The 23,513-nt window shown below is 59.5% G+C and carries 33 protein-coding genes; all 33 read right to left on the bottom strand.

From position 1 onward, the window contains the following. Positions 1 to 4: 4 nt before the first annotated feature. Positions 5 to 1,597: a hypothetical protein gene (locus DXC99_RS05575; protein ID WP_117629550.1), complete on the bottom strand. Its 1,593-nt coding sequence runs from the start codon at positions 1,595 to 1,597 to the stop codon at positions 5 to 7. Beyond that, positions 1,598 to 2,422: a BppU family phage baseplate upper protein gene (locus DXC99_RS05570; RefSeq protein ID WP_117629549.1), complete on the bottom strand. Its 825-nt coding sequence runs from the start codon at positions 2,420 to 2,422 to the stop codon at positions 1,598 to 1,600. 13 nt (positions 2,423 to 2,435) lie between these two features. Beyond that, complete coding sequence (locus DXC99_RS05565) at positions 2,436 to 2,681, bottom strand: hypothetical protein (protein WP_117629548.1); 246 nt, start codon at positions 2,679 to 2,681, stop codon at positions 2,436 to 2,438. A gap of 13 nt (positions 2,682 to 2,694) precedes the next feature. Next, the gene (locus DXC99_RS05560) at positions 2,695 to 3,816 is read right to left on the bottom strand and encodes a hypothetical protein (protein WP_117629547.1); all 1,122 of its coding nucleotides are present in this window, start codon (positions 3,814 to 3,816) and stop codon (positions 2,695 to 2,697) included. Beyond that, a complete protein-coding gene (locus DXC99_RS05555) occupies positions 3,816 to 5,972 on the bottom strand; it encodes a hypothetical protein (protein WP_117629546.1) in 2,157 nt (718 codons plus the stop codon). Before DXC99_RS05555 ends, DXC99_RS05560 begins: the two co-directional genes overlap by 1 nt. A 3-nt stretch (positions 5,973 to 5,975) precedes the next feature. Further along, a complete protein-coding gene (locus tag DXC99_RS05550) occupies positions 5,976 to 8,810 on the bottom strand; it encodes a phage tail tape measure protein (protein WP_117629545.1) in 2,835 nt (944 codons plus the stop codon). Next, the gene (locus tag DXC99_RS10570; protein WP_255413307.1) at positions 8,810 to 8,935 is read right to left on the bottom strand and encodes a hypothetical protein; all 126 of its coding nucleotides are present in this window, start codon (positions 8,933 to 8,935) and stop codon (positions 8,810 to 8,812) included. The genes DXC99_RS05550 and DXC99_RS10570 overlap by 1 nt, the downstream gene beginning before the upstream one ends. A 95-nt stretch (positions 8,936 to 9,030) precedes the next feature. After that, the gene (locus tag DXC99_RS05545; protein WP_117629544.1) at positions 9,031 to 9,408 is read right to left on the bottom strand and encodes a hypothetical protein; all 378 of its coding nucleotides are present in this window, start codon (positions 9,406 to 9,408) and stop codon (positions 9,031 to 9,033) included. Positions 9,409 to 9,456: 48 nt separating this feature from the next. After that, complete coding sequence (locus tag DXC99_RS10350) at positions 9,457 to 9,612, bottom strand: hypothetical protein (RefSeq protein WP_158551661.1); 156 nt, start codon at positions 9,610 to 9,612, stop codon at positions 9,457 to 9,459. Between the two features lie 2 nt (positions 9,613 to 9,614). Then, positions 9,615 to 10,175, bottom strand: coding sequence for a phage tail protein (locus DXC99_RS05540; protein WP_117629543.1), 561 nt, complete (start codon positions 10,173 to 10,175; stop codon positions 9,615 to 9,617). A gap of 1 nt (position 10,176) precedes the next feature. Continuing rightward, positions 10,177 to 10,581 (bottom strand): hypothetical protein, encoded by a 405-nt coding sequence (locus DXC99_RS05535; RefSeq protein ID WP_117629542.1) that lies wholly within the window; start codon positions 10,579 to 10,581, stop codon positions 10,177 to 10,179. Next, positions 10,578 to 10,946 (bottom strand): hypothetical protein, encoded by a 369-nt coding sequence (locus tag DXC99_RS05530; protein ID WP_117629541.1) that lies wholly within the window; start codon positions 10,944 to 10,946, stop codon positions 10,578 to 10,580. Before DXC99_RS05530 ends, DXC99_RS05535 begins: the two co-directional genes overlap by 4 nt. Then, complete coding sequence (locus DXC99_RS05525; RefSeq protein ID WP_147329345.1) at positions 10,930 to 11,286, bottom strand: hypothetical protein; 357 nt, start codon at positions 11,284 to 11,286, stop codon at positions 10,930 to 10,932. The genes DXC99_RS05530 and DXC99_RS05525 overlap by 17 nt, the downstream gene beginning before the upstream one ends. After that, a complete protein-coding gene (locus tag DXC99_RS05520) occupies positions 11,255 to 11,563 on the bottom strand; it encodes a hypothetical protein (protein ID WP_117629539.1) in 309 nt (102 codons plus the stop codon). Before DXC99_RS05520 ends, DXC99_RS05525 begins: the two co-directional genes overlap by 32 nt. Positions 11,564 to 11,575: 12 nt before the next feature. Continuing rightward, positions 11,576 to 12,841, bottom strand: coding sequence for a phage major capsid protein (locus DXC99_RS05515; protein ID WP_117629538.1), 1,266 nt, complete (start codon positions 12,839 to 12,841; stop codon positions 11,576 to 11,578). 22 nt (positions 12,842 to 12,863) lie between these two features. Continuing rightward, positions 12,864 to 13,703: a head maturation protease, ClpP-related gene (locus DXC99_RS05510; RefSeq protein WP_117629537.1), complete on the bottom strand. Its 840-nt coding sequence runs from the start codon at positions 13,701 to 13,703 to the stop codon at positions 12,864 to 12,866. Further along, positions 13,703 to 14,857: a phage portal protein gene (locus DXC99_RS05505; RefSeq protein WP_117629536.1), complete on the bottom strand. Its 1,155-nt coding sequence runs from the start codon at positions 14,855 to 14,857 to the stop codon at positions 13,703 to 13,705. The genes DXC99_RS05510 and DXC99_RS05505 overlap by 1 nt, the downstream gene beginning before the upstream one ends. A 12-nt stretch (positions 14,858 to 14,869) precedes the next feature. Beyond that, positions 14,870 to 16,537 carry a terminase TerL endonuclease subunit gene (locus tag DXC99_RS05500; protein WP_158551660.1) on the bottom strand — a complete coding sequence of 556 codons (1,668 nt, stop codon included), beginning with the start codon at positions 16,535 to 16,537 and terminating at the stop codon, positions 14,870 to 14,872. After that, positions 16,527 to 16,985, bottom strand: a complete 459-nt coding sequence (locus DXC99_RS05495; protein ID WP_117629534.1) for a P27 family phage terminase small subunit — start codon at positions 16,983 to 16,985, stop codon at positions 16,527 to 16,529. Before DXC99_RS05495 ends, DXC99_RS05500 begins: the two co-directional genes overlap by 11 nt. 121 nt (positions 16,986 to 17,106) lie before the next feature. Then, the gene (locus tag DXC99_RS05490; protein WP_117629533.1) at positions 17,107 to 17,478 is read right to left on the bottom strand and encodes an HNH endonuclease; all 372 of its coding nucleotides are present in this window, start codon (positions 17,476 to 17,478) and stop codon (positions 17,107 to 17,109) included. Between the two features lie 209 nt (positions 17,479 to 17,687). Continuing rightward, positions 17,688 to 18,212 carry a hypothetical protein gene (locus DXC99_RS05485; RefSeq protein ID WP_117629532.1) on the bottom strand — a complete coding sequence of 175 codons (525 nt, stop codon included), beginning with the start codon at positions 18,210 to 18,212 and terminating at the stop codon, positions 17,688 to 17,690. Further along, positions 18,206 to 18,451 (bottom strand): hypothetical protein, encoded by a 246-nt coding sequence (locus tag DXC99_RS10295; protein WP_147329344.1) that lies wholly within the window; start codon positions 18,449 to 18,451, stop codon positions 18,206 to 18,208. The genes DXC99_RS05485 and DXC99_RS10295 overlap by 7 nt, the downstream gene beginning before the upstream one ends. Continuing rightward, on the bottom strand, positions 18,444 to 18,872 hold the full coding sequence (locus DXC99_RS05480) for a Lin1244/Lin1753 domain-containing protein (RefSeq protein ID WP_117629531.1): 429 nt from the start codon (positions 18,870 to 18,872) through the stop codon (positions 18,444 to 18,446). The genes DXC99_RS10295 and DXC99_RS05480 overlap by 8 nt, the downstream gene beginning before the upstream one ends. Positions 18,873 to 18,883: 11 nt before the next feature. Further along, on the bottom strand, positions 18,884 to 19,450 hold the full coding sequence (locus tag DXC99_RS05475; protein WP_233505680.1) for an HNH endonuclease signature motif containing protein: 567 nt from the start codon (positions 19,448 to 19,450) through the stop codon (positions 18,884 to 18,886). A 438-nt stretch (positions 19,451 to 19,888) separates the two neighbouring features. After that, complete coding sequence (locus DXC99_RS05470; protein ID WP_147329342.1) at positions 19,889 to 20,107, bottom strand: hypothetical protein; 219 nt, start codon at positions 20,105 to 20,107, stop codon at positions 19,889 to 19,891. A gap of 30 nt (positions 20,108 to 20,137) precedes the next feature. After that, on the bottom strand, positions 20,138 to 20,329 hold the full coding sequence (locus tag DXC99_RS05465) for a hypothetical protein (protein ID WP_117629528.1): 192 nt from the start codon (positions 20,327 to 20,329) through the stop codon (positions 20,138 to 20,140). Further along, positions 20,329 to 20,760 carry a DUF3310 domain-containing protein gene (locus DXC99_RS05460; protein WP_117629527.1) on the bottom strand — a complete coding sequence of 144 codons (432 nt, stop codon included), beginning with the start codon at positions 20,758 to 20,760 and terminating at the stop codon, positions 20,329 to 20,331. The genes DXC99_RS05465 and DXC99_RS05460 overlap by 1 nt, the downstream gene beginning before the upstream one ends. Continuing rightward, positions 20,753 to 20,947, bottom strand: a complete 195-nt coding sequence (locus DXC99_RS05455; protein WP_117629526.1) for a hypothetical protein — start codon at positions 20,945 to 20,947, stop codon at positions 20,753 to 20,755. The genes DXC99_RS05460 and DXC99_RS05455 overlap by 8 nt, the downstream gene beginning before the upstream one ends. After that, a complete protein-coding gene (locus DXC99_RS05450) occupies positions 20,944 to 21,354 on the bottom strand; it encodes a hypothetical protein (protein ID WP_147329341.1) in 411 nt (136 codons plus the stop codon). The genes DXC99_RS05455 and DXC99_RS05450 overlap by 4 nt, the downstream gene beginning before the upstream one ends. An 11-nt stretch (positions 21,355 to 21,365) precedes the next feature. Continuing rightward, a complete protein-coding gene (locus DXC99_RS05445) occupies positions 21,366 to 21,614 on the bottom strand; it encodes a hypothetical protein (RefSeq protein WP_117629524.1) in 249 nt (82 codons plus the stop codon). Beyond that, entirely contained in the window at positions 21,614 to 21,997 is a 384-nt protein-coding gene (gene mihF, locus DXC99_RS05440) for an integration host factor, actinobacterial type (RefSeq protein ID WP_117629523.1), read from the bottom strand. Before mihF ends, DXC99_RS05445 begins: the two co-directional genes overlap by 1 nt. 144 nt (positions 21,998 to 22,141) lie before the next feature. Further along, entirely contained in the window at positions 22,142 to 22,336 is a 195-nt protein-coding gene (locus DXC99_RS05435; RefSeq protein ID WP_117629522.1) for a hypothetical protein, read from the bottom strand. Beyond that, positions 22,337 to 23,512, bottom strand: a complete 1,176-nt coding sequence (locus DXC99_RS05430) for a site-specific integrase (protein ID WP_117629521.1) — start codon at positions 23,510 to 23,512, stop codon at positions 22,337 to 22,339. It abuts the gene before it with no gap. Position 23,513: the final 1 nt, after the last annotated feature.

Here is a 23,513-nt window from a genome sequence, read left to right as displayed (position 1 = left end):
CGACTTACGCCGCCAAAGGCGGCACGTCGGCATTCACCCTGTTTCGACCATTTGGCGAGACGCGCGAAGCGTCGAGCCACCACGCCCCGCCGGGCCAGTAGCTAAGGAACACGCGGCGCAAGCCAGCGCTGGAGCCGTACCAGAGGCTGCCGAAAACCAGGACTTCATACGTATCGGTTTTCTTACCGCCGTAGTACCAAATGCCGTCACCGACACCTGCGCCGGTAGAGCCGCCGGTACCGTAAGGCACCAGAGAGCCCTTGACCTTGACCATAGCGGAGGGATACATCTCGCCATCCGCAGCCTTGATCGGCAGCGTGAAGATCTTGGTGTAGTCGGAGGTAACGGAGGTGGCGGACTTGGACGTGTCCTCGACAAGGTAGTAGCCGTAGCCATCGTCCTCGCCCTTGACGAGCTGATCGCCGAGAATCTCCCAAGCGCCGAGCATGACCTCGATGCCCTGGATGGTGAAGGGCTCACGCCCGGACTTGTTGTCGTAAGGCGAGCCATCGCCGACGATGCCGACGGTCGCGCCGGGATTCCAAGGAGCCGTGGAGACGAGCTGACCGACCTCGGTCGAGATGTTGCCGCAGTCGAGCGTCAACACGACGTTGTCGCCATCGACGGTTTTCTTGACGATGTTGGCCTGATCCGCGATGTCAAAGGCATCGGCATTGCCTCGATCTCGACCGGCAACCTTGGTGGTGCCAACCATGACGGCGGAGCCGATGGGCCACTTGTCGGCGACGGTCTTGGCGATGGTGACGGTAGGTGCACCTGTGCCTGCCACCGTGACGGGCGTCTGCTCGGTATGGTTCGAGCAGCCCGCGAAATTGGCCTGACTCGACTTGTGAGCGTACTTGAGAAGATTCATCTCGTAGAGATAGTCGTAGTCGGCGGCGGTGTAGCCACTGTACTCGCTGCCCTTCTTCTTTGCTGCCTCATTCATCGAGTTGTGCGAGCAGCTGCGGGTCCAGAGCTTGGCGCCGGCGACGGAGCAGGGCTTACCGGCGGAATCCTTGGATGCCCCGAATGCAGCACGGCACATGAATGGCTCGAGCGTGCCGTCGATTCGCAGCGAGCGGTCCTCAGGCACGTAGCCAACGTGGGGACGGTCGGAGCAGGCAACACGGTACTTTCCGTCAACGATGCCATGGAACACATAGCGCACGGGAGCGAGGGCGAAAACGTCTCGACCGTCCGTATAGGAAAAGTTGCCAAAGGAGCGCATGCCGGTGATATGCCAGGCACCGGCATTGTCCTTGTATCCGTTGACGTGCTCGTAGCGGAACGGACCGACGCCGGCGTAAGGGTCGGTGCCGGGCTTGAGCAGCGTGGACGGCACCGGGTTGGCAATGTCGGCATTGGCGAGGCTCTTGGTGAGCGTCTGGACGGCATCGAGCGTCTGGTCGACGGCGTAAATCTTGCCGTCGCTTTCCGAGCTCAGCCATCGCAGGATGGACTTCACCGTGAATTCGCCCTTGGCGGCATCCCACTCGGGGTAAGGAGCAGGTGCGACATTCAAACTCAGGATGGCATCGGCGACAGTGCCAAAGCCCTTCTCAAATGTGTCGTTTGCTGGAAAGATATGATCCATTTAGTCCCCCTTGACAGTCGTATCGACGATGACAGGCCATGTGTCGCCGTTCTCATCGGTAATGCGCTTGAAATACATGCTCTTGTCAGCGGAAATGGAGCCTCGTGCCTCATCTGCTGCGAGTCGGGCGTCGGCGGCGGCGTCCTTCGTCTCCTTAATCGCGGCGGCGGCGCTGTCCGCCGATTTGCCGGCGGCAATGGCGCTCGCGTCGGCGGACTGCTTCGACTGATCAGCAGCCTCGGCAGATGCGGTCGCATCGTCGCGAGCGGCCTTGACAGCTGCGGTCGCAGCCGAGAGCTTCTCCGACATCTCCATAAAGGAGGTCTCGCGCTCGGTCTCGTTGGCGGCGCGCTGTTTCTCAGCCTCGTCGCGCTTGGTCTCGGCGGCGTTGCGTGCCTGCTCGTCGGCCTTCGCCTGCTCCAAGATCGGAATGTAGACCGTCGCCTGCTGACCACCGATCTCGGCGCTTTGTAGGACCTTGACCAAGCACGATTCAGTCGTGTCGAGATAATCGTCCCCCTTGTAAATCTCGTAATACCAATGCGCGAGCCCGGCATCGGTCGATATCTCAGCAGGCAGCAGGTGGCGCACCATTCCGTCGGTTGCCTTGACAATCTCGACCTCAGTCGGGCCAACGAGTTGACCAGCACCGGTGGTGCCGACGAACCGCACGGTGCAGCCGGTGAGGTCGTATGGTGCGCCCTTAGAGACAATACTGACCGTGAGCTCGCGGTTTCCGCGCTCACCGCGGCGCAGCGGGTCGATGCGCTGCTCCCTAAAGGCATTCTCGGGCTTTTTAGTATCGAATGTTAGCTCTTGAGCCATAACGCCCCTCTCTTTACTTGATTAGCTTTGCGATAGCGGCGCACTGCCCGCTCGACATGACGAGGACGAGGACGGTGTCCCCGACCTTGGCGTCGCAATAGCGCGAGCATGCGGTCAAGTTTTCGGCGGCGGAGAGACGCACCTGGTATGCGCCGTCCTTTACCGCCATGACCTTGCCGCGCACGTGGTAATCGGGCGAGCGCGCCGTCTGTCCGAGCCGCAAGGCGCGCTCGGCCTCGCGGACCATGCTGTCAGCCATGGTCTGGCCTCCTTTACGCTGCGATGACCTGACCGGTCACATCGACGAGCAGGTCGCGCCTGATGAATTCACGAATCTTGATGTTTGTCTCGGCAGTCGGCGTGCATGAGGTGTCGATTGAGGTGATCGCGCCTTGCCGCTTGAGCCCTGAGTAGAGCACGCCGGCGGCATCGTTGATTTCCACCGGCACGAGCAGTGTCTTGACCTTGGTGTACTGGATTTCGGAGCTGCCATCGAGCAACTTCTTTCGCGCGAGCGCCTTGAGGTTTTTAAGCCGCTCCTCCTGAGTCTCACCGTCGAGCTCGCTGACCTGCTCGACCGTTGAGTTCTCGCGCCATGAGCGCGACGGCAACGATGCCCTGCTCTCCGGGTCGATATTGCGAGCCTGGGCGACATACGTCTCATCATCAGTCTCATAAGTGAGCACGATGATGTTCGGAGTGTTTCTCCAATCGTTCTCGGACGAGATGCCCGGCATGAGCGTCGAGGTCTCGTCGTTGGCGAATGTCCAGGCGAGCTCGCGTGCGGTCGGCTCGACGTATGGCTTGAGGATAACCGTGCCGTAGGCATCCGTATCCGCTGAGCCGTAACCGGCGGCATCGAGCAGGTAGTTGACCACGTCGAGCAGTGAGTCATCTGGCGCGAACGTGTGGTCACAGCTCAGCAGATAGCTGGATGACTGGCAGTTGGTACGCAGGCCAGCACTGGTGATGATCTTGTTGGCGGCGTCGATGGCGTTGGTGCCAGCCGTGACCGTATATGGCACCTTGAGCTTGGTATCCGACAGCACCTTGAGAAGCGAATAGAGCTTCGCGCTGCCGGACTGCCGCACGCCTCCCCCATCGAGCGAGGCGTAGTCGGGCTCGTCAGATTCCACGAGGACAGTCGCGCGCCTCTGCTTGATCGTCTGACCGTTTCGGTCGCGGAAAGTGTAGATCAACGCAAGTGCGTCGACCTCATCGGGCGCGGTACCGAAATACTTGAGCGAGCCGGACGTCTTGAGCGTGTCGAATGCCGAGCGGTTGATGCTCGCGCTCTCGATGTTGTCGTAAAGCCCGAGCTCATCCCACGTTCCCCACTTGATACGGCGATAGAGCCATCCGGCATCATATCGAGCGCCGGTCCAATCGGCCATCAGACCTCGCCTCCGTCGACTCTCGTGATGGATACCGAGACCGAGGCGCTGTAATCCTCGAAGCCGTCGTACTCCTCATCGATTTTGGCCGAAGCGGAGCAGTGGAAAACGTCACCCGACAGGCCCTTGTATATCTTGTCACCGGAGGCGAAGGTCATGCTCTCGAATGCGCGCGCCTGATCGCGCGATTCGACCCATCCTGAAAACTCAATCTTGAGCGAGCGTTGACGCGATTGGACGAGCAATGGCCACGTCCTGCCATCGAGCTCGACAATCTCATCGGACGGGCGCGTCGGTGTGCGCGAGCCGGATGGCTCCCACATCGCCTGGGCGATACCGCCGTCGTAGATGATGAACCACCACGGCGTCTCGATGATGCCGGTCGCGGTCGAGGTGTTGACGGCGCCGGTGCCGGAGGTCGTGACGGACTCATAGGTGTACTCGATGTTGAGCGGAGCGAAGCGGTCGATGACCTCGGCACCGTCGCTCATATCCGAGCCGATCTTGATGCGACCGGTCTCGGTCACACGGTAGAGGTCGAGGCGCACAGCAGTGGCGAGCTCGCTGTCGCGAGAGAGCCTGACCTGCACGGTCGCGCATCCGGTAGACGGGTCCGTCTCGACGAAGATATTGCCGCTCTGAGGCAGGCGAAACTTGGTCGTGACGGTGCGCCTTGTGGTCGCCGTGAGCGACGAGGTCGATCGTGACGCGACGTTGATGACGTAGGTCTCGCCGTCGACCGGAACCCATTCGTCGGTCGTGATGGTGGTCGCGAGGGACTTGCCGAGCGACTTGGTAAAGACCGTCTCGTCGCCGCGCATGATTGTGAGCGTCGATGCCTGCACGGTGCCCGACTGGTCGATATACGTCAGCTTTACCGAGATCGGCACGTCGGTGATGACGAAGCCGTCAGCTGGCTGCTCGATGACCACGGTCGGACGCTGGCGCACGGTAAAGGTGCGGTTGGCCGACCATGGACCGAAATTGTCATCTGCGCCCTTGGTACGGACGCGCCACACGACCTGCTGATTGACGCCATAGACGTTTGTCTTGACGATTGTGCTCTGGTTGCCGGTGACTTCATCGACCGTCCAAGTGCCGCCACCGTCGGTGCTGATGGCGAGCTCTGCCTTTTGCTGATCCGATCCGTCGTAGGGATTGTGGCGCCACTGGTATGCGACCGTCGGCTCATTTGAAGCGATGACGCCGGTTGACGCCGGCAACACAAGTGTCGGCGCCATCGGCGGGCAGATCGTCACGACCGAATCGGACTCGGCCCACTCACTGTCGAGGTGCAGACGTTTGTTTCGAGCGCGTAATTTGAAGGTGCCGCCGCCGAGGTCGACATCGAAGGTCTTTACGAGGCCGTCGACGTAGGTCGACTCGCCCCAATCACCCCATCCGGTACTCCCCTGCTTGCACGTCTGATACTCGAGCGAGGTGGCCGTGTTGGAGTTGTTGTCGAGCACGGCGGTGACGATCGTGCTGCTCTTGCGCGCGACCGAGACGAATCTCGGAGGCGCAGGCGTGTTGTAGATTGGCCCGGCATACTGGTAGTCTGGCGCGGAGCTGTTGTAGTTGTTGGGTATCACTCGCCACTCATAAGAGTGGTCCGGTGCGGTCGATGCCGTCCAGGACGTCGGTGAGTTGGTGAGGTCGGCTACATTCGACCATGCACCGCCGTCGATGCGCTGGTCGATGTAGATGTGCCTGTAGGGACGGGCGGCATGGGCGTTGTTCCCCCACGACAGCTTCGCGGAGCTGTCCGATTGGCGCTCGACCTTGAGACCGGCGATGTTGTAAGGCTGCCATTCCGGCGCGCTGACCGTCTCGACGCCATCGACCGATGACTTGTGATAAGCGCCTGAGTATGAGGTGTAGTCCGCAGAAATGCTCGAGCGCGCCGTGTATCCGTAGCCCGGGTCTCCCCAGTCGCACCACCCAGTGTCCGCATAGACTCCTTGGCCGTAGAGCCTGACGGTCTGTCCCCAGCTCGTCTTGAGCACCGTGCCATTGAATGCCGAGCCAGCTGAGACTTCGACGTAATAGCGCGCCTGGACATGGACGTTATCGTCACGGTAGTTGCTGAAGCTGTATGCGACTACGACTCGGAACTTTGCGCCTGGACCAGCCCAATTGCCGTAATAGTATCCCATGCGCTACCTTCCGTTGGCGGTCATAGCCTGGTCGATGGCGCCAAAAACCTTGTATGCGATCGCATCCGCGATCTCATCGGCGTCGCCGTCGGCGTAGACGGTAATCTGCAAGTTGTTGGTCGAAGATGCGGCAGCATGGCGCTCAAAGGTGTCCTCGATGAATCCGCGGAGGATCGAGAGCGGCAGCACGGCCTCGGGGCCTGCCTCGCCGCCGACCATGGCGCGGTCGCCGTTGAATCCGAAAAACGTCGGCCTGGTCAGGATGCCGCCCTTGGCATACCACTCGACGCTGATTTTCGGCGTCCTCGGCGGGACGATCGAGAAATCACCGCTGATGGAAAAGTGCGGCAGGTTGATATGTGGCAGTTGCAGCCTGCAACCGCTAAAAAATCCCGAAATCGCATTTAGCGCGCCCGACACGGTAGACTTCGCGGCGCCGAGCTTATCGGAAAAGAAATTAACGACCCCCTGTAGGGCCCCGCTCACGATTGAGGTGATCGCATTAAACTGCCCAAAAAAAACGGAAACCACAGAGCCAAGAATTCCGCCGATCGCACCAGCAAGGCCATTTAAAATTCCAGACGCGATAGAGGACAGACCATTTAAAATCGTCTGCACGCCATTTTGTGCCATCGTGAAATTTCCGGTAAAAATACCGACAATTACGCCAAGAACGGTATCAATTACACCTTGGACAACGGCCATCCCACCGGTTATGACCTGTAGCAGGCCGGAGGCAAAAGCCGTGGCGCCAGAGACGATAAAACCGAATCCGGTGATGTATCCGTCGACCAAAGATTGAAGCGCCGGCAACAGGCCGGTCGTGAAAAACACCGACAGAGCATCGAGCACCGGCTGGATTTGCGCGACCGCCTGCGAAATCGTGTCGCAAATCTGCTGCCAAATCCCCATGACCGTGTTGCGGAAACTGTCATTGGTATTCCACAGGTAGACGAGCGCAGCTGTCGCGGCGGCGATGGCGATTGCGACAAGCCCGATCGGCGAGAGCAGGAAACTGACCGCACCTCCGAGCGCGGTCACACCGCCGGACACGGCGCCAAGAATCGGCACGATGTTCGCGCCGATGGCAAATGCCGCGATACCGGCGGCACCGCCAGCCACGGCAGGCGCGATCTGGTCGAAGTTGTCGATGAGCGTGCCGATTGCCGGGACCACGTCGTTGCTGATGGTCTGGACCGACTCGCGCAAAGGCTCCTTGAATTTGTCGTAGAGCTTGAGGCCGACTTCCTCGAGCGCCGAGTCGAGATTGCTCAGGTCGCCGGCGAGATTGTCGGTCATGGTCGCGGCCATGTCCTGAGCCGCGCCGTTGGAGTTGTACAGCTCGTCGCGGAAACTGCCGAGCTCGTCGGTGCCGGCGTTGAGGATGAGGTTGAGGCCCTTGATTGAGTCTGCGGTGAAGGTCGATTGCAGGGCACTCGCCTTTTCAGCGTCACCCATGCCATTCGTCGCACTCTCGACATCGCGCATGATGTCGACCATGTCGCGGTAGTTGCCGTTCGCATCCATCACGGCGATACTCGCATCGCCGATCTTTATGGCGCCGTCCGACATCTTCGCCGTCATGTCTCGCATAACGGCGTTGAGCGCGGTGCCGGCCTCGGAGCCCTTGAGGCCCTGATTGGACAGCTCGGAGATAAAGGCCGTCGTGGTCTGGACGTCCATGCCGGCGGCGTTGCAGTTTGCAGCGCAATTCTTAAATGCAGCGCCAAGCTGCTCGACGTTGGTATTGGCATTGCCCTGGGCGTACGCCAAAACATCCGTCATCGTGGCGGCATCGCTCGCCTGCATCGAGAAAGCCGACAGATAGTCGGTGAGCAGGTCGGATGCCGATGCGAGGTCCATCGAGCCTGCCTGCGCGAGCGTGAGCACACCGTTGATGCCGTCGAGTGACTGCTCGGTATCCCAGCCGGCAAGGGCCATGTAGCCGAATGCATCGGCTACCTGAGCTGCCGAAAATGTGGTCGTGCCTCCAAGCTCGCGTGACTTCGCCTCAAGGCGCTCCATATCATCGGCGCTCGCGCCGGAGAGTGCCTGAACGTTAGACAGCGACAGCTCGAAGGTTTTGCCGAGGTCGATGACCTCCTTGGCGGTGTCCTTTGCGCCCTGTGCGACGCGCGAGAGCGCATCGCTCGCAAGATTTGACAGCACGCCCTTGGCGACCGTGAAGCCGTCGTTGGCGCGGTCGGCTGAATTGGCGAGGTTGTCCTCCTCGCGCGCGAGCTCGGCTGCGGCGTCCTCGGCGGCGCGCATCTTGGACTCGTTTTGGCGAAGCTCGGAATTGAGCTCGCGGATGTTGCCCTCGAGCTCCTTGGCCTCGGTCGAGTCCTTACCCTTTGCGATGACGGCGTCGGCATATGCCGTCTGCAACTGTTTGAGCTTAGAGCGCTGCTCGTTGATCTTGTTGGACAGCTGCGTGTAGGCACTCTCGGCCTGCTGCTCGGCGTCGGCCTGCTTCTCAATCTCGGTGCTCGTCTGGCTGATGGCGGCGCGGACGTTCTGCTGCGCAGCTTTAGCCTGGTTGAGCTGGTTGGTGAGCTTCTGGGACGATGCTGAGTTCTCGCCAAAGGCGGCGTTAGATGCCTCGAGCTGTGAGGCGAGCGCATTGATCTTCTGCTGCAGCGTCTCGTCCTGCTGCTCTAGCAGCTTCTTCTTGCGCGTTAGTGCCTCGACCGAAGCGCCGGTGTTCTTCATCTGGGCAGCGTTCAGCTTGAGCTCGCCGCGGAGCGTTGTCATGGTCGAGTTGGCCGACTTGATGGCGGCGCGGAATTGCTCGGTCTCGGCCTTGAATTTGATTTCGACCGTGTTCTTGCTCGCCACTACTTCTTTGCCTCCTCTCGGAGCTTGTTCTCGACAGCCGCTTGCCAGAGGTCGTAGGCGTTTTTGTTCGCCATGACGCTCAACAGGAATGGGATGTCGGCGTTAAAAAAAATGTCCTCGGACATGCCGAGGACGAGGACGTAAAAGGCGTAGGCATCTTCAACGTCGGTAATTTCAAATTTCGGAGGTCGCGCGACCAGCTTGGATTTCTCCCTGGCGCCTAGTTCCCTTGCGCGCTTTCTGAACGGTTCTGAAAACGCGCCATCTTTTTTGGGGAAATCAGCTCCATCGCCGCCATCGTTACTGCTTCGACGTCGGCGGGTGCGACGGCGATAAACTCATCCTGCGTAAGAGCATCTGCGAGCGTGTTGTTGTCCTCGATGTACTGGCAGATGTATCCACAGTACACGATGTCGAGCATCTTGAGCACGTCATCGGCTGCTCCCGCCATGACCACGCCGCTGAACTTGGAATAAAGCTGCTTGTTGAGCGCTCGGAGCTTGATGAGCAGCCCCCACGAGATTGTGAGCTTGAGCTTTGTACCGTCACTCATCTCGATCTCGGTCGAGGCATTGATATTGCGCTTGGGCTTGGGCATTTCGCGTCCTCCATAAAGTCCGGGGCGCCAAAGGCGTCCCGGCATCTACTAGTTAATCTCCTGGACTAGGTCAGGGTCGACCTTGCGGATCTCGGCAAGGCGGTTTTCGGTGATGTTGAGCACATCACCGACGGCGTGCACGCGCTTTGAGCGACGGTCGATAAAGGCCTTTAGAACCTGGACTTTCAGCTTTTTGCTCGCCATCGCTACTCAGCCGCCTTGACGAGTTCCGGCGTGAAGCTCTCCATCCAGGCGCTCTTGACGTCCTCGGTGGCTTCATTGAGGTCGCACTCGTAATGTCCGAATCCGTTCTCATCAGGCGAGTATCCGATTTCGACCTCGAACTCGGCGACCTCCTCGGCACCGTTCTCGATTTTGGACGCGGGACCGGTGCTCATCACACAGACGGGCCATGCCTTGAGCTTCTCGTTCTCGTCCTCATCAAAGACTCGACCGGTCAACACGAATTCCGGGTGCACGGACGAGCGGCCATATGCAGTGACGCCCTGCTTGAGCTTGTCGGACTTCATGGCCATGAGTCTGTCGTAGAGGTCTCGGGGCATGTGCGCGGTCAGCTTGAGCGTGCCGCTACCGGTGCCGCGCGTGCGCTTCTTTGCGACCACGCCTCGGCACTTCTTCGTGACCTGGACAACTTCGGTCTCCTCCTCAAGGGAGCCGATGCACCCGATCGGGCACGTCTCGGTGCCGAGCTTCACGACGAGCTCGCGCACTTCGTATTCGGAAAAGACGGTCGTTTTGATTGCCATCTCAACTCCATTCGCTTGTAATTGCCTGCACGCAGCGCTCGACAATCCTCGGGATTACCGACTCGGCGCCGCGCTTGAAAAATTGCTGATTACCGGCATGCCTGTTGGTGTTACTGCCGTCATCAGGAAAGTAGAGATACTGATAGTTGCCCTTGGCGGCGACCGTCACGGCGAGATTCTCGTTCGTGCGGTATTCGGGCCAATCGGACGCCTTGGCCGATGTCTTGTGTCCCTTGAATGTCCTGCCGGACGCATGGATGAGCGGGTTGATGCCCCGGTAGACGACCGGTCCCGCCTCGTTGTGCAATACCTCGTTGATGGCTCGCTCGGCGTTGTCGGGATACTGCTGAGCCGCCACGGTGACGGCGGCAAAATCGGCCTCGCCGATAAATGCCCAACCGCTCACGACTTGACCGCCTTGACGAATCGGAGCGTCATCATCTCAACGACATCCTTTGTGCCTGGTTTGGTCGTGTAGTAGTAGCCAATGGCGGTGCCGTGGTCCAGGCGCATGCCCGGAATTGCGGTCATCGCGCCGATCACCTCGGCGGCAGCGCCATCCGGCACATAGCTCTCGCGGACCATTGCGACCGAATACACGTTCGTAAATCCGGTCAGGTTATCCTTCGCGCGGGTCTCCTCGCGCGAAAAGACCGTATAGTCCCACGGGTCGCTCTCGTGCAAACCGGCGGCGGTGCCGTAGAAAACGACATCGTCGACGGTCTCGAGCGCCTCGCGGATGCGATCGAGCGTGCTATCGGGCGTCGACATACGGCACTCCCCCCTCGAGATAGAGGTACACCTCGGTATTGGTCCTGTCGATGTGGGCGATACCGTAGATCGTGGCCCCGATGACCGCTTTCATCCCTGGCTTAACTGCCTTGATGTCGTGAGTGCAAATCTTTGCGCTGCACGTGAAGCCGAGGCGCTCGGAAACCTCATAGTCCTGGTCGCGCACCGAGCACGAGCGGAAGAATAGGCGCACGAGCGGGTCGAGGTCGTAAGGGACGCTCGAGTTGCGCTTTGCGCCGAAAGATGACGGCGTGCGGGTCTCGGTGTAGATCCCCACGACGCCGTCGCTATAACTCGGCAGAGGCCGCTTTTTGAGCATATTCCACCGCCAACCACCGGTCTCGGCACTTGGCGATCTTCTCGGCGTAGTTGACCTCGAAATCGTCGAGCGCGTCGTTCCACTCATAGAAGCAGTACGCGAGGAAAAGCGCCTGCTCGGTGCCTCCATCCTCGAAGGTAAATGAGTGCTCGGTGATGCCGAGCATGGAGCGGAGGTCGGAATCGGCCTGCTCCATGATCTCATCTATGCGCTCATTGACCTCATCGTCCCGATAGATCACGCGCAGCTTGCGGCGCACCTTGTCGACAAGCGCCATGCGCTACCTCCTCTAGGCTACGGGCAGATTCTCGGCGGCATCGTCAACGGCGCGATCCGCAGCGATGTCGGACTGGGCAACGACGCTCGCGGCGGCAGCGGCAGCGCTGACGTTCTTGACCGTCACATAGGCCGGGTCGAGATTCGAGATGTCGAGCACTGCGAAGCTAGTATTGTCGTATGCGCGACCCGCGGCGTGCTGGACGAGCTTGAAGGTTCGCGCGTCGTCAAGGAAGTGGACGGAGTCATCGAAGATGATGGCGCCGTTGCGCTTTCCGCCGACTGCGAGCGTGTAGTCCTCGATGACACCGAGGACGGCGGTGCCGGACTTTACGACGTTGGACTTGATGACCTCGGTCGGGAACGGGAACAGGTCTCGGACGTAACCGCCGACCTCGGGAGCGAGCACGGTGGTCGCCGGCATCACCTTGGTCAGGTAGTCGACAGTGTTGACGAGCAGCACGACGCTGTTGATGTCGCGCATCTTGCCCTTTTCGGTGAGCGCGACCTTGGCGACGAGCTTGCCGTAATCGGCAGGCGCGAAGGACGTGACGGCGACCTTCTCCTTGTCCGGGTAGCCGGTCGACTGGTTGAAGTCGCCGTTGGGGTTCTTGGTCGCACCGATGGGCATGTTGACGCCGGTGCCGTTGACGATGGCATCCTCGAGGCCGTAGCCGAGTGCCTCGGCCATGACGGCGCGGATGAATGCATCGAGGAACACTGGGCCCATATCGAGAAGGTCAAGCGGGATGATGCAAAAAGCGGTGTACTTGGCCTGAGTGATGTCGAGGACCTTGAGCGCGCCCTTGATCTCTTGGGTGATCTTCTCGTCGATCTCACCCCAAGCGCCCTTCTGCACCGTGGAATCGTTGATGATCCACTTGGTCGAGTAGCCGGCATTGGCGAATCGAATCTTGCTGAGCAGCGGACGGGTCTCGATGAGGTAGCGCAGGACGTCCTCGATGACGGTCTCGGGCATCAGGTCATCGACGTTCTCATCTTTGAGGATGTCGATGAAGGACTGCTTGGACTCGGCACCCTTGAGCGCCTGGGCGATGCCGGTGTACCACGCGGACTCCTTGGCGGTCAGCGTGCGGTAGCCACGGTTCGCCAGGACCTGATCGTCCTTGGACTGGCTGTAGAGGTCGAAGTCGGCGCGGATGGATTCGGCGATCTCGTTGCCGAAAGCATCCCAGGCGCTCTCCATCTGCTTTGCATCACCGGACTGAAAAGCCTCGGCGATCTTGGAAGCGCTCTTGGTGGTCTTGATAAGGCTCATTGAGTCTCCTATCTATTTCGTTCTAGTTGGCGAAAAGGCTCGTGAATGCGGCAATGCCGCCGGCAAAAGCCTGCTTCTTGTCGGGGTCCTTCTCAGGGTCCTCGGGCTCGTCATCGGGCTCGGCGTCATCGTCGCCGTCCCCATCGCCCTCGTCATCATCCGAATCGGAATCGCCGTCATCGGCGCCGGAATCGTCATCGGTATCGTCCGGATCGTCATCGTCATCCTTGGCGGCGGCACGATGCTCGACGGATGCCATGACGAGCGCCATGAGCGAATCACGCGCGCCCTGGGACGCCTTGTCGCCGCTCTCGAATGTCTCGATGGCGGTGGCAAAGCCCATATCGACGGCGTCCGCCGGGCTGATCCACGTCTCGGCATCCATGAGCTCGGTGAGCTCGTCCTCGGTGATGGAGACGCGCGCCATATAAGCAGACTTCGATGCGCTCGTGATGGTATCCATATCGTCGGCGAGCTTGCGCAGGTCGGCAGCATTGACGCCCCATGCGCTCGTCCAGGCGTTATGGATCATCAACAGCGATGCATCCGACATAAGGCGCTCATCGCCAGCCATGAAAATCACGGACGCGATCGAGCAGGCGAAGCCGTCACAGGTAGTGCGCACGCGCGCCTTGTGTCGGCGAAGCGCCGAGTAGATGGCAAGGCCCTCGGCGACCTCGCCGCCATAGGAGTTGATGTGCACGTTGATCTGGGACACATCTCCGAGCTCGTCGAGCTGCTTGGACAGCTTAGAAGCTGACATGGCGTCATCGTCCCACCAGCACGAGCTGATATCACCGTAGATGTCGAGGTCGGCAGTCGTGCCGTCCTCGGAGGTAGTGAGCTGGAAGTATTTTTTCACTAGATTTCACCCCCTTGATTCGCATCGCGGAGTACATCCTCAACGGCGCCAAGATTCTTGGTGATGAGACGCTTGTTGGCGAGGTCATCGCCGACAGGCTCGTAACCGAGTGCCTTGAGCACGTCGTTGATAGTGAAAACGCCGTAGGACACCAGCTGCGAAGCGGATGCCGCGGCATCGAAGATGTCGATATGCTTGATGGTGGTCGTGTCGACCTTGACCTTTGAGCCGGCCATGATTTCGCCGGGCTTGAAATTCTTTCGCGTAACCTCGTCCGAAATCATCTTCGCCTCGGGGTCGACCGAGAACGTCAACATCGTGTTGACGAGGTCGCCCATGTTGGTCATGTCGCCGTACATAACAGATTTCGGGACCTTAAATGCGATGGCGGCGCTGTCGTAAATCTCTTTACGTAGATCTGAGATATCGGTGGGCTCGACTGCGTTCTCGACCTTGACCGGCTCAAGGTGTGAACCCTTGGTCTCGAAATATACCGAGTTGGCATTTTCGATAAAGGTCTTGAGATTGCGCTTGAGCATGGCCTCGGTCTCGTCCTCGTCCTTGAGGCTACCGGTAAGACCGCGCTCCATAACGAGCTTATATTTCTGGCCTGATGTCGCCTTGTATGCCGCCATCGCCGCCGCCATCAGCGTCGAGTACGAATCGAGCATGCTCTCGACGTAGCACGAGATGTTCTTGTCGGCGAGCTTGAAGAACATACATTCGTTCGCGCGGTACTTCCTGATCAGGTTGGCGTTGCCGACGACGATGCCGCTGAAAATATCCTGTTCTAGCGGATGCTCCTCGCGGCTGTAAGAATCTGCGACATAGAAACTATCGCCGACAGGCACGACGAGCGCGTCACCGCGCATACAGAGTCGCTCGACAAGCTCGCACCAAAACTGTGCGGCATTCTGATTGTTGTTTGGCTCGACGTTCAGGCGATACCAGAGGTCATCGTTGACCTCCTTGCCGTTCTCGTAGACGCGGAACAGGCACATCGCAAGCGCGTTGGCCTTGTACGAGATGGCGGTCGCAAGCGCAATCGCCTTGAAATAGGTGGCGGCGGCAAGCTCAGACTCGACGCAACTGCCGGTGGCAGGCTCAATCTCAGCCTGCGTCACGCGCAAGCCGAGAAAATCGATGGCTTTCAAACAGCCTCCCCTCTAGAAGGTCATGGTTGGGATGATTTCGATTTCCGAGGTATCTGGCAGGCGGTCGGCTACCGTGAATGCGGCGGCGAGCGCCATGAAGCCATCGGTCTTACGCGATTTCGGCTCGATCTTGTCGTAGCAATAATTTCCATGCGCGGCGGCGGTGAGCTTAACGTTATTCGCGTACCAGCGCATCATCGGATCGTCTCCCCAGGCGATGCGGTGGTTGATGAGCGCAGAGTTGACGATGGGCTGAATCTGCATCAGGTCGGAAGGACGCACGAGCTTGACGGTCTTTTCCTTCGCGGAAAAGCCGATCGAATCGAGCTCACGCATGAAGGTCGCATGCCGGTATGAGTCGATGGCGCCCTCTTGGATGTCGTAGGTCCCCATCTGCTCATAGAGCCAATCAGTAACGAGGCTCGCGTGAATCTCGACATCGTCGACGTACTCGAGCAGGTCGCGGCGCGCCCACTCGTCGAGCGGCGCCTTGATACGCGCCAAGTCCTTTGATGCACGGCAGACCCATGAGTGCTGGATTGCGAAATACTCGTCACCGTCGCGGAAAAGCAGCACCGCTGCAACGAAGTCCTGTGTCTTTGCGAAGTCAATGCCGAAAACACAGGTCATGCCCGAGAGATCTGGCAGCTCGCGTGATGCGGCCTTGAGGTTGTCGTAATCGGTGAGCTGGTAATCTGGGTTTCCGGCAGGCAGATTCATGCGCTTTGTCATGAAGTCGGCGTTGCCTGCTGGGTTATCGAGAAAGTCCTGATACTCCTGCTCGATCTGGCTCACCAAAACCGGCAGATATGGCAGGCTCGGGTTCGCCTTGACCCAGTTGCGCTTGTCTGAGACCTCGTCGGCAGTGTCGAGCTTGAAGATCAGCGGCAGGAATCCGTTGTCGGGAATCTCGCCGGAGAGGATGCGGCGCGACTTATCAAGCAGGCTGTCGAGCACGCCGTCGCGCACATCGCCATCGGTCGTGATGTACAGGCGCCGCGGATGCGGCTTCTTGCCGAGACCGGTCGTAAAGACCTTGATGTTGTCGAAGTTCTGGTAGGCGTGCACCTCGTCGAAGATGACCATACCGGAGCGCAGGCCGTCCTTCGACTTGGGGTTGTCGGTACGGTACTTGATGCGCGAGTTGGTCGACCGGCAGACGATCTCTTCTTTGTTCCACCGGAAACCTTTTTGAAAGCGCCGGCGCTGACCGGAGTTCTCGAGGATGTTCCAGATGTCGTCGAAAGAGGTCTTTGCCTGGTCCTCTGAGTTGGCGCAGATATCGACATCGTAGTCACGAATTCCGTTGACCTTGGTGGTCGAGCAGAACGCGACGAAGCTGCAAAAGCCGTTCTTGCCGGCACCTCGTCCCATGTATGCGAGCTCCTGGGACCAGCGAGGTGTGCCGTCCTTGTTGAACACGCACATGAACAGGGCGAAAGCGAAAAGCTCCCAGGCGAAAAGCTCGAATGGAAAATACTTCTCGTAATGCCTGTATTCGGCAAGGCGCTCGGTGTCGATTATCAGTTCCTCATCGGCGAAAACTCGCCGGAGGTGCGCCATGAGCTGATGCTGCTCGGCGCATGCCCTGACCTTTCCAGTCTCGACCATGCGCATGTAGGTCGTGATCTCGGGACAGTTGATGCGCTTATGCCGCCGCGCTCGTGCGCTAGAACTCACCCTCGCCGTCATCCTCACGGCGCTCGGGGACTACGAGCTTGCAACGCGCGGTCACGGTGAGACCGAGCGAGGATGCGCACGCCTGCGCCTGCTTAAAGGCGCGGTCCTGGGCGATCTGCAAGTTCTTGATGTTGAGCGGGTCGTGCTCTTCCATCAGATCTGAGGTATATCGCTCGTACAGCGATTCGGATACGACATATCGCGCGAGGCAGTCGGCATCGGGTTGCCCGAAATTGTCGGGCATGAGCGCCGACAACATCTCGGCGTAGCGATTGAACTCGTCCCTGATCTCAGGCCACTTGTCGAGGTAGCCCGGCGGCGACACGCCGCGCAGCGCGACCGGCACGACCGACTCGGTCGCCTTGCGGCGCTCCTTCTCAGCCTTGGTCAGATGCGACTTGCCGCGCGCGGTCAGCACGTCGACCGGCTGCTTGTTTCGTCCGGCCATCCGCACACCCCCTATCGCTGATTTTCAAAAACGGAATTTAAAATCCTCTGTCCTATACACCCCCCCGTTGTTCGCCCCCTACGGAATTAGGGGCTATGGGGAGCTGGGGGCCTGCTATGCGTCAGTCCCAGCGCTCCTTGGTCACGGGCTTACCCTTGGGCTTGTGCCGCGGACCGTCGAAGCGGCCATGAGCGGCGTTGTGACACGAGTTACACAGAGGATGCAGCACCTCGCGCCTCATCCCATCAGGCAGCTCGACATAACGAGTGAGCGCCATGCCAGGATGGGAATGCACGTGATACTCATGGTGCACTGTGTCGGCTCTCACGTAGATGCCGTGGTCCGCGCACTCCTCGCACTCAAAGCCGTGGTCCTCAAGGACCTCATGCCTCAGTGCTTTCCACTCAGGCGAGTTGTAAAAGACATAGATCTTGTCATCGGCATAGAGCTCGCGAATCCATGACGCGAGCGGCCTGTCGCTCGGGACATGCACGGCGCACCTCTAAGACAAAAGAAAAGGACCGATGGCTGCTGTTACCCATCGGTCCCTCAACTACCACGATCCTCACCAGCGCGCCCCCGCGCTGTGGTTGCGCATCGAGCAGGGTCAGACTGTCTCAATGCGCGAATCGCAATGATATCTATAACACTGCGAAGCGCAGTCATACCGGCTCACATCGGCTCAATGTGGCTCACATCGGCTCAACTTTTGAGATAGTCGGCGTTGAGCCCGATGCTGCCGGACATGGCGCCGAGACCCACGCCGTCGATTGCATGGCGCAGGCCGATGCTGTCGATGGTGTCTAGAGCCATCATCGCCCGGCGCTTGGCAGTCGCAGGCGAGACGTGGCACACGGCACCGCATGACACCCACGTCTCGGCGTTCAGATAGCGCCAGAACAGCACATCGGCGTATTCGCTACCAAGTACCGCAGAGACTCCTTCTCGTCCGTTCCTGCCGTAAATGAGAGCCGCACAGAGGTTAAGGAGCTTGGTGTCCTCAGCGAGACGGGCACGCATCATCGATTCGTAGTCGACGATAGCGATTGACGCAGCCGTGCCGTTGACGTCCTTGGTGGCGCCGCGCCCGCCTCCGGAGATTGATGACGAGCCGCCGAGTGTGCGGTGGCGCATGCGCTCAAGCTGCTTTGCCGCATGGTCGCGCTCGATGGCGGCGCTACGTGCGGCCTCGAACAACTCGCGAGCATCCTTGAAATCGTCTAGCACAGCCCGACTCCTTTGCGAATATCGCGGGTTTTCAACAGCTCAAAAAAGTTTTCAACAGAGAAAGAACCAAAGAGAGGACTTCCTTGTGAAGTTGACTCCCGACGCCCGGCACGTCTCGTTAATAACGAGCCGTGCGTCGGCGTTTCTTTTATTTTATTATATTTTATTTTATTACAAGCAACGCTTAAGCGTTGCTTTAGCTTTGCTTTGTTGAAAGTTTCAGCAGGTAGATTAGGCATTTTCACTCCCCTCTTTTCGCGATTTGCCACCGACTGCTGCACTGGCTCTGCGCTTGCCGAAGTACAGTGCCGACTCGTCCACTACAGGCGATTTTATTGCACCGTCCCCGAACATCTGTATGAGTCCACATTCGGACAGATCCTTGAGGAATTGTCCCAGGGCGCTCAGGTTATCGCCAAACCAGAGCTCGTCTGCCAAGAGGTACTGGCTCTCGGTATCGAGCACGTCGATGACGTGGCCCTCCTCGGCGGCAAAGCGCTCAAGCAGGCGCATGAACCTGCCGTAGCCGTCCGGCCCACATCGCCTGATGAAGCGACGGCAGGCGGTCGAGTCGGCGAGATGCGCTTCGTGTGTGAAATACTTGAGCGGAGCGGCGGCGGCAGCTTCTATCTCAGCCTGTGTGACCTTTCTCCTTGCCATCGGGCAATCTCCTAGTCCTTACGTTTTCTTTCCTCTAGATCGGCGTGCCTCTTTGCTCCCCATTTCGGATGGATGGCGATGCATTCGGGACAACGCTTTTGGTTTTTGGCGCGAGCGGGAAACTGCTTGCCGCAGACACAGCAGGTGACAAGCAGTTTTACAGTGCGCTCACCGTGTGCCTTGAGTCCTTGCGCACGGCACTCGGGGCACGTCTTTCGGTAACGGTTCTGATAGTCGGCACCTTTGCTCGGGTCCGGCAGGAATGTCTTGCCGCAGACGCCGCATGTCCTCGGCACCGACAGCTCGGCCTTGTGGATGCCGGATGCGAGCTCGCACAGCGCCACGCATTGCCTGAGCGATTCGGCATCGTGCCAGTCAGGTGTGTCGGTTGAGTTGATGCGAGCCATCAGGCGATGCGGTACGGCGACGAGGTTTTCAGGCTGGCAGTTGAATGGGTTCTTGTCCGCACAGACGATGTCGTATCCATCGGGAATCGAGCCATGCACCTCTCGGTAGACGATGTAGTGCTTGAACTCCCAATTGTCTTTTGACATCGGTACAACCGGTTCTTCGCGCACCTTGACCAAGATCCCCCCCCCTGGTGCGCCGCTCGAAGCCGATGGGCTTCCGCGGCCTGCCGCCGCCAGGGCGACGAGGCCGCATCTGCCGACCGTTGTTCGCGCGCCACACGTTGACCTGACCGCGCGACAGCGGAAAGCCAAACTCGGCCTCGAATTGCTCTGACAGCGCCGGTACGGCCTGACCAATATCGTGCTCGTTCATCCAGGCGTTGTAGGCGGGCTCGCGCGCCCAGATGATGCGCTTGGTCATGGTGTCGGGCGCTTTATCGCGCGAATGCCTGAGCCCGAGCTTATAGGCCTTTTGCGCGAGCGCGCCGGCAGTCGGGCGCCGCCCGAAACGCTTCTCAAATTGGTCGAGCAGATGCGGAACATGTTCCTTGGCATAGTTCTCGCGAATCCACTCGATCTCTTCGTCGGTCCAGACTCGACCTCCCATTAGAGCAGTCCCTTGGGGATTGTTGCTGTGGCACCGAGCTGATGCTTGAGCTTGATGACGTCGGCGGTCAGGTGTCCCGAGTCGATGATGGTCTCGGCGATATCCTTGACCGCCTTGGCGCGCTCGATCTCAGCCTTGAGCGCATCGGTGTCGGATGGGTCGATACTTTCAAGGCGCTCGAGCTGACGGAAAAGGGGCGCGTTGATGTCCATTGACATGATTTCTGTCCTATCTCGTGGTGTTGATGCTTAGAGGTGCTTGATGGAGCGGTTGCCGTAGACGAGCGAGCACCAGTCCTCGCCTCGGCGCTCTTGGTAGTCCTCGCATATGGTGGTGTCGCGGACGGCGCGGAGATACGGATCTGGATGCTTGCACCAAGACCTGTCGTATCTCTCGCGCCACCAACGGCAGGTCTCGCAGCAGGGAGCAGGCACGGGCATTACCGGTTTTTCGACCAGTCGCGGAAGCGCTCGATGCAGTCGATGGCCTTGTTGAGGTCGCCCTTGCAATCGCCCTTGTATGCCCAGCGCCAGAGATATTTGAAGGAATTCGCCCACCAGAAAATGACCATCGGCGGCATCGCCATACGGGTCGCCCTGGCGAGCATAGCCGCAAGCGCCATGTCGCAGGTGATGAAGCCGTCGCCGCGGTAGTGCTCGGGAATGCTCTCAAGCCGTTCTTCGTTCCTGTGGTCGATGCTCTCGATGACGCCGTTGATGGTCGTAACCCAGGAGCGCATGGCGCACTCGGGTACGGACACGTTGCCATCCGAGCGGTCCTCGGCCTCGTCGACGAAGTTGAGGTAGGAATTGATGCCACCGAGCGCGCACTTGAGAGTATCGCGCTCGGTCTTGGTAATGAATCTAGGCACGGTCGGGCTCCTTGTATTTCTCGCAGGTATGGGACGGGTTTACGCTCATGACGGACTTGTCGACCGAACAGTAGAGGTTGCCCGGACTGTCGGGATTGGCGGGCGGCGTGAAGGTGTACGGCGCAGCAAAACGGCACATAGAGCACGTCTTTGGCGCCTCGGTCTCGGTGATTTTCTCGTCACTCATCGGCGTTTGCCTTTCTTCTTGGGGCTCTTGGTATTTCGGCGCGATCGCTTGAGCGCCCTCTCTCGCGCGCGGTTGGCCTTGCGCTCGGCATTCACGGCATCTTCGGTAATCTCTCGCCAATCGTCATCGCTGCGGTTGAGCATGGCGAAGAATGCGGCAGGGTCAACGGGCGTGTAGGTGGCGCGCAGCGGCAGTGGTGTCGCGGACATGCTCGCAATCCTGTCGGCAGCTGAGTCCATCGTGTGACCGAGCGCAAGCGCATCATCGTACACGCGCTCGACCGCATCGATGAAATCAGGCCCAATCGGCAAGATAAGCTCGCCTTTGTCGAGCCAAATGGATCCACTGAAAACGCCATCGCGCCTAAACCGCTCGACGAGGCGCATGCTCAGCTCCCGTGCGCTCATGATGCGCTCCGTCACTCGTAGCCCTCATCATCGCCGCGCGATTTGGCGTTCACGAGCAAAAGGGCGACCGCGGCGAATCCAATGGCGAATGCCGTGATTATGACCGGCACGTACCAGAGGAATGCCAGGTGCGCGAAATAGCAGACCACGGCGGTGATGACCGTGATGGCGATGAGCATGACGATCGAGCCGAGCAGCGCAGCCAGGATGCACAGCAGCTTGGCAAGGCGCTCGAAGTTGCGACGGCACTCGGGGCGCATTAGCGCTCACCTCCCAGGGCGATGACCTGAGCGCGGCGATGCTTGGACAGGCCACCGACGCGGCGGTTGTCGGCGATGGAGTTGGCAAGCATGAACTCCCTGGCTCGGTTGGGTCCGATGCCGGGGATTGCGCGGATGAACTCGAAAACCTTCATGCGCCGCATCACGGGCAGCTCGATTGCCGCGGCAACGGAGAGATTCCCTTCCTTCATCTCGCGCTTGAGGCGCATCCTCGTCCTGCGCGTCTCGATTGCTTTCTGCGATGCGGCGGAGCGCTCCTCTTTGGTCAGCAGCGGGATCGGGTTGGGTATGCCTTTGCCCATCTCGTCCATCTCGGTAAGTGCGTCGATTTCGGCATCCGACAGCTCGTCGAACTCGTCCATTTCGTCCTCTTTCTGGGTATAAGCAAATAACTCGTTCTTATTTGCTTGGTGGTTGTTAATTAACGTGTTTTTCGTATGTCTAACTGGGGTTTTCCAGATTGTTGAATTGTTGAAAACTAGTCCATTGCAACTCCATTGCAACCGCTATTTCGGGCTGTTTTGGGAGTTTTCAACAGCCTTGTCCCATGCCTTGAGGCCGTCACTGAGTTTGCTCTCCGCCTGCTCCAACTTGACTATGAGCGCCGTATAGGACAACACATCGTCCTGATGGACGGCAGATAGCTTTCGGTACATAACTATTAGGTCGTTCTCTTTCTTGGTGAGCTGTGCGGGCTTCAACTAAACACCTCCTTGAATCGCCTTGTAGAACGTCTCTGCCGCCGCCATGTCGCGGCCTTGCAGCATGTGACCGTAGATTCGGATCGTGATTGCCGGTGACGAATGCCCAAGGCGCTCGCTGAGCGTCACCACGTCGATGCCGTGCGCCAAACACCAGCTGGCATGCGTGTGGCGCAGTGTGTGGAATGTCGCCTGTCGGTCGAGGTCGAGCTTTTCGACCAAACGTTTGAACCAGCTGCTCAGGGTCGATGGTCTCGCCCACGTGCCGTCGATGCTCGCGATGCCCATGTCTCGGGCGCTGCCCTTCTGGGTCTCGTGCCAAGCCATGAATCTCGCGATGACCTCAAGCTCCTCAGGGACGAGGGATATGTTTCGCCTTGAGGTCGAGCTCTTGGGCTTCTCCTTGCGGTAAGGGGCCTCGTTGCCCGGCTCAACCACCGTGCCGCCGATGTGGATATATCCGCGCTTTTGGTACACGTCCTTGGGTCGCACGGCGCAGACTTCGCCGCAGCGCGCGCCGGTGTGGAGCGCAAGCCAGGCTGCAAAGGCGTTACGGCGCTCGATATCGCCCACCTCCACCTCAAAGCTAACGATCGGGTCGAGGTAGGCGTTGAGGATTGCTACATCGTCCTCCTCAAGCGCGATCGCCTCGTCCTGGTCTCGGTATGGCTTGACGGCGGCGAGCAGCGGGTTGGTCTCAACGAGCCCAACACTCACGAAGTAGCGGTAAGCGCCTCGAAGGAATTGATAGACCGCATTGACAGTGTTTGGGCTCAGCTGCTTTCCGTCGCGCGAGCCGTGGCGCAGCAGCACTCCGTTGAACCGGGTGAAGTCGAGAGCCGTGAGCTCGTCGGCACGCTTGCCGCGCAGAAACCGGGTGATGTAGCAGCGCAGAAATTGGCGCCACTGCTTCACCGAGTTGGGGCTCGCGCCGTTGAGCTCACGCATCTCGATATAGTCGGCGAGCATGTCGGTGAGCACCGTGGAGCGCACGCGACCGTCCGCCGTGAGGTCCGATGCCCAGATCGCCGCAGCAACTCGAGCATCGGCCTCACTGGTTGCCTCAGGGAAAGAGCGGTAAGCCTGAATCTTCTTGCCCTTGGAGTCCTTGCCAAGATATATTCGGCTGTACCAGACACCGCGCGAGTCCTGCTTGACTGGGACCGTTGCAGCCATG

The sequence above is a fragment of the Collinsella sp. TF10-11AT genome (genome assembly GCF_003437565.1).
Classification (GTDB): Bacteria; Actinomycetota; Coriobacteriia; order Coriobacteriales; family Coriobacteriaceae; genus Collinsella.
The sequence above is the reverse complement of the archived record's forward strand: the minus strand, read 5'-3'. Positions and strand labels throughout refer to the sequence as shown.